A 5,413-nucleotide genomic window follows, 5' to 3' on the forward strand; every position below is an offset into this window, starting at 1 on the left:
GACGGGGCCCGCGTCGCTGGGGTCCGCGCAGGAGCTGACGGGGGAGGCACCGACGGCACCGGTGGAATTGGCGGATGCCTGCGATGGAGGGACTCTGATTCCGCCGTGGATGCCTGTGGGCGCATCCACGGCGGAATTTCGGGTACCCATGGCGTCGGCACCTGGTCCGGATTCGAGGTGGGGGCTGGCCGGGATCCGTCCGGGAACGCGGCACGCGCATCGGCGTCCTCGTTCCCACGGCTACGGTCGTCCACTTGCGCCACGCCGTTCCCGAGGCCGGGACGGCGCGGCGACTGTGCCGCTGGAGCGGAGATCCGCCGTGGCGGCGGATCTGTCGGATATGCGGGGTGCGGATGATCGGGACCAGGGCCCGTGGTTTCCGTTTTTGGGATATGTGACACGGCGTCGGCTTGGCCGGAACGTGTGTACGCCGTACCCGCCATACGGAGCATGCCGGCAATGGTGGAGTACTCGCGCGTGCTCAGCGTCTGAGCACTGACCTCCAGCCCAAGGACACCGAGGTGCAGCTTACGCTCCGGGCTCACGGTGAAGCGCCAGCGTGCGGCGGTCGAATTGCCGACGGTCACGACACCGACCCCCTGGGTGGAATCCCTGAAGAGGGCGGAAAGCCGCGCTGTCTCCCGCTCGGACGGAGGGGCGGCCAGGAGCAGCAGCTCCGGCGCCCACAGGGCCTGGCGCAGGGCCGCCGGCCGCCCTCGGAGCGCCGGATCGGGAGATCCGCCGTTTCGTGGTTCACCGCCAGCTGACCGGCCGTGCCACGGCTGACGGCTTTCCAGCTCGTCCAGGACATCGTCGAGGCTGGTACTGGGTCGCAGCCGGTCCGGGGCAATCGACATGAGGCGCCCAGGAAACCCGATCATGTATATGCGGAGATCGCCCGACCAGGGATTCGTGGCCAGTTCCACCGCGACGGACACGGCCACCTCTCGCGCGAGCGCGGCGTCCCCACCGAGGCTGATGATCCCGGGGGCAGCCTCGATGTCGACGAGAACACGAGCTCCTCGGTCGTCCGTGCCCACGGTGGCCAGGCCTGGATAGGGGGCTGGTGTGTCTACGGGAACTCTCTGGCTGTCATCGGCGGGCAGGCCGTCGGCCGTGGTGGTGGTCCGCGCGATACGCCAGGTACCCGGTGCCCGGCCGGCCTGCCAGGGTGAAGGCGGTCCGTCAGGTTCAGCCGGCGCGATGTGCAGGACGAGTCCGCTGTCGGAGACGGTTGCCGCATACACGGATGGCAGGGTGCGACCAGCGGTGGTGAGCTCCGCGGCGAGAAGCCGCAGTGCCTGGTCGAGGAATCGGGCAGCCCCCCCGTCCGCGGCGAGGCGGAGCCCGGGCCTGGTCTGACCGAGGGGGTTGCCGCCCTTGAATCGTGGCCGTCGCCTCATCAGTGCAACCATCATTCCTGTCGTCAGTATGACAGATAGGACGACGGGTGGGTGTACGTCGTGGTGTCTCGGTGCTGCCTGTGCCCGGGTACCCCGCTGTCCAGCCTCCTCCGTGGGAGAAGTCGTGAGGGGAAGCGGCTGGTTCGTAACTGGATGGTAGCGTACGGTTCCTTCGGGTCGTGTCGTGGTGTTCCACCTGTCGTCCAGCGGCGTGCTCGTGTCAGGCGTGCTCATTTCTGTCGTTGCGGTCGGGCATGCATCCGTCGGTGCGTTTGTCGCTGTCGCCTGAGCCAGGGCGGGACGCCGGCCGCGCTTGTCCGGGGCGGGCGGGAACAGGATGGATGGGAAGATGACGGCCACGCTGGAGAGCAGCCTGGAGAACAGCGCGGCCAGCCCGCCCGTCGGCTTCCATGGGTTGTCAGCCGTCGGGTGGCGCCTGGCCGGCGGAGCTGAACATCGCCGGCTGGCTTGGTCGAGGTAGCGCGGTGTCACGGGCTCATCATCTTCCGCCAACGGGCGGAGCGGCTACCGTGCGACCTTTCCTGTGGATAACTTGGCTGTGGATAACTGGGTCGCCCGGCGGTCGGTCCGGCATGATGGCGGGCAACCGGCGTCGACGTCCGCACCGAAGCGATCATGTGGTCGGTGTCGTGTCGACGTCGCTCTCCCGGTGGTCTTGTCACAAGCCGGGAGCATGGTGTAAACCGGTACCAGGCGGATGGGTGCAAAGCGTACGAAATGCGTCGCGGACGGCACTGGTGTGCGATACTTCCTGGCAGCGAAGCTGCCGGATCGTCCCCTGGATACATGATCCGTGAGAGTGGGGCCGCGGGTTTCGGTATCGACCCGGTGTTGTGCTCATCAAGAACAGTGGAAGTGTGATCGGGTACGCGCTGACAGCACCGTCCTGCCTGAGCATGATTTTTGGACCGCGGTAGAAGCCGTCTGATACACCGCTTCTGGGCGGCGCGGCCCAGAAATCACGCTGTGTCGCCAGAGCGGCCTATCCTGCGCGGTCGATATTTGCTGCTGAAAACCTGTCTGAAAGGGTCTGACAATGCCCAACCTCAATGTCACGTACCAGGACATGGACGATGCCAGTATCAGGCTCAGGAACGGCAGGGCCGACATCGAGGCCCAGCTTGTCACGTTGAAGAAAATGGTCGAGGCCCTGGCCGCTGGTGGGTACGTCACCGACCAGTCCAGCGTGCAGTTCCAGGGGTCCTACGACAGGTTCAATACCGGTGTCACCAACACGCTGGCCGGGCTCGACGGCATGGCCGACTACCTGAAGAAGGCGGCTGAGGTGTTCCGGACCGCTGATACCCAGCTCGCGAGTTCACTGCGTGGCCAGAGCTGACGGGCCGACGGCAGGGCGTGATCACGTTTTCCGCGTCCGGTCCTGGGAAGAAGTCCACGGGCGCGGGGGCCCAGGTCGCCGGGAGGCGGTTTTCGCTCGGTGAGGCGTCCGGCGTGCCGGGCATTCTTGGTGCTTGTCCGGGCACGGCGCGAAGGTCGCCGTCCTGCACGGTGGCTTTCCGTCCGGTCCGAACGGGCGCTGTTCAGAAGGACGTTGACAGGTGCCGTGCCCCCGGGACATCTGCGATCTCTCCTGTGCCTTCCGTGAACGGGCCGGTCGTCGTAGGCCTGTCCTGCGACAGGATCACGGTGAGAGAGGTAGTGCGCGATGACCACTGACCGGCTTTCGGTCGATCTTCCTGGGCTGGACTCGCTGGCCGGCAATCTGACGTCGATCCGTTCGGCGATGAACGCGACCCGTTCGATGCTGGAGAACTACCGAGGGCAGACGGGATCGACCGAGATCGAGGATGCCCTGGACGACTTCGAGCACGGCTGGAAGGACGGACGTAAGAAGATCGACGAAAATGCGAACAAACTGGCGACGATGGCTTCCCGGTCGGCGGAGACCCTGCGTCAGGCCGATGCCGATCTGAGTACCGAGCTGGTCCGTGCGTCGCGGTCGGCCAGTGGGGAAGAGGGAGGGGGGAGAGGAGACTGAGCGGACATATTGCTGCCGAAAAGCCCATGGTCCTGGGTTTTTCGATCAGCGTTCCCGATACCTGGTTCGAGGTCGACCTGAATCCGGTGACCCGGCGGGCGTCCATCGACGCTCTGGTCCGGGAGCGTACGCGAGGTGTCCCCGAGCTCGCGGCGAACCGTGCGGCGATCTCCCGGCTGCTCCGGCACACCGCCCGTGACGCGGCGGCCGGTGGCGCGCTGTTCTGCGGCGTCATGGCCGAGGCGGTAGAAGGCGCCGGCTTATCCGCCAGCGTGACCGTATCCTTGCTTCCCGCGCCGGATGATGTCCAGGTTGTCGGCATGACCGAGGTGACTCCATCAATGATCATGTCTTCTCTGGCGGAGAAGGCCGCCCGATCACAGGATGACACCTGGACTACGGTGACCCTTGTCGATCTTCCTCGCGTTGGGCAGGGGGCCCGCTCGTACGGGGTGGAGGACATCTCACTGCCTGACCGGGCTGGTTGGATCAGGACGACGATGATGCAGACCTTCGTCCCGGTCCCACGGTCCGACCAGGTGGCCCTGATCTCCTGCTCCAGCCCGAACCTGGTGCTCGTGGACGCATTGCACGATCTGTTCGACGCGGTGACCTCGACCTTCCGGTTCGTCACCGATGGCGGGGAGCTCATGGCTCCGGTGTGACGGTGTGACGGCTGAATGGTACCGCGGTGTGCAAGTGATAATGCTTTCTGTGTTTACGACCTGCGCACGGCACGGATCACGATGCCGATGGTGAGGACGGCGAAGCCGGTCAGGACCGAGGCGGCCGGCAGTACAAGAGCGAGGACCAGGCAGCCGACACCGCCGAACAGCGACAGGGGGCGCAGCCAGCGGTGCTGCGGGCCGTCGAGGGTGAAGGCACTGGCGTTCGCGATCGCGTAGTAGACGAGAACCGCGAAGCTGGAGAAACCGATGGCGCCTCGGACATCCGAGGCGATGACCACCGCGATGACGACCCCGCCCAGCAGCAACTCTGCACGGTGGGGAACCACATACCGTGGGTGTACCGCCGCAAGCCAGCCCGGCAGGTCGCCTTCCCGGGCCATGGCAAGGGCGGTGCGTCCGACCCCGGCGAGCAGCGACAGCAGGACGCCGAGGCTTGCGACCGCTCCGCCCACACGGACGGCGGGAGTCAGGACACGCAGGCCACCGGCGCTGGTCGCGGCGGCCAACGGGTCCACGGCGCCCGCCAGACGTTCCGGGCCGACCGCCAGCAACGCGGACAGGCCGACAAGCAGGTAGACGGCAATCGTGATCCCGAGCGCGGTCGGGATCGCTTTCAGAATCGTCCGCGCCGGATCACGGATCTCCTCGCCCAGGGTGGCGATCCGGGCATAACCCGCGAACGCGAAGAAGAGCAGGGCCGCGGCCTGGAGTATCCCGCGTACGGCGTCCAGCCCGCTGCCAGACCAGAAGGGGCTCAGCCGCGCTGTTCTGACGGTCCCGCCCGCCAGGCATGCCACCACGACGACAGCGAGCGCGAGCAGGGTGAGTGCGACGAGGGCGCGGGTCAGCCGGGCGGTCTTGCTCACGCCGAAATAATTGACCATGGTGAGTAGGGCTGCGGCGGCGACCGCGACCGGCCGGGGATGCTGCGGCCACGCGTATGCGCCGACGGTCAGGGACATGGCCGCGCAGCTCGCGGTCTTGCCGGCCACAAACCCCCAGCCGGCGATAAAGCCCCAGCTGGCGCCGAGCCGACGCCGTCCGTACACATATGTCCCGCCGGACTCAGGGTAGAGCGCGGCCAACTGCGCGGACGACATGGCATTGCAGTAAGCGATCACAGCTGCGATCGCGAGGCTGACGAGCACACCGGCTCCGGCCACGTGGGCCGCTGGCCCGAACGCGGCGAACACCCCGGCCCCGAGCATTGAGCCGAGCCCGAGGAGCACCGCGTCGGCCAGGCCGATGCGGCGCCGTAGCCGGCTGGTCGAAACGGTCGGCTCACCGGACGGCTCGGTGAC

Annotated in this window: 4 protein-coding genes; 3 read left to right on the forward strand and 1 reads right to left on the reverse strand. The window is 67.0% G+C overall.

The genetic code is table 11. The features are described 5' to 3' along the window. Nucleotides 1-2,460 precede the first annotated feature (2,460 nt). From AC5LUJ_RS09795 to AC5LUJ_RS09805, 3 genes are all read left to right on the forward strand, one after another. Nucleotides 2,461-2,763, forward strand: a complete 303-nt coding sequence (locus tag AC5LUJ_RS09795) for a WXG100 family type VII secretion target (RefSeq protein ID WP_250281228.1) — start codon at nucleotides 2,461-2,463, stop codon at nucleotides 2,761-2,763. Nucleotides 2,764-3,090: 327 nt separating this feature from the next. Next, complete coding sequence (locus AC5LUJ_RS09800; protein ID WP_250281230.1) at nucleotides 3,091-3,423, forward strand: hypothetical protein; 333 nt, start codon at nucleotides 3,091-3,093, stop codon at nucleotides 3,421-3,423. A 26-nt stretch (nucleotides 3,424-3,449) separates the two neighbouring features. After that, a complete protein-coding gene (locus AC5LUJ_RS09805) occupies nucleotides 3,450-4,088 on the forward strand; it encodes a hypothetical protein (RefSeq protein WP_250281231.1) in 639 nt (212 codons plus the stop codon). Between the two features lie 53 nt (nucleotides 4,089-4,141). Here AC5LUJ_RS09805 and AC5LUJ_RS09810 read toward each other — a convergent pair. Beyond that, nucleotides 4,142-5,413 (reverse strand): APC family permease (locus tag AC5LUJ_RS09810; protein WP_493464807.1); only part of this gene is annotated, 1,272 nt, incomplete at its 5' end.

This window comes from Protofrankia sp. CiP1_Cm_nod3, from assembly GCF_982290655.1.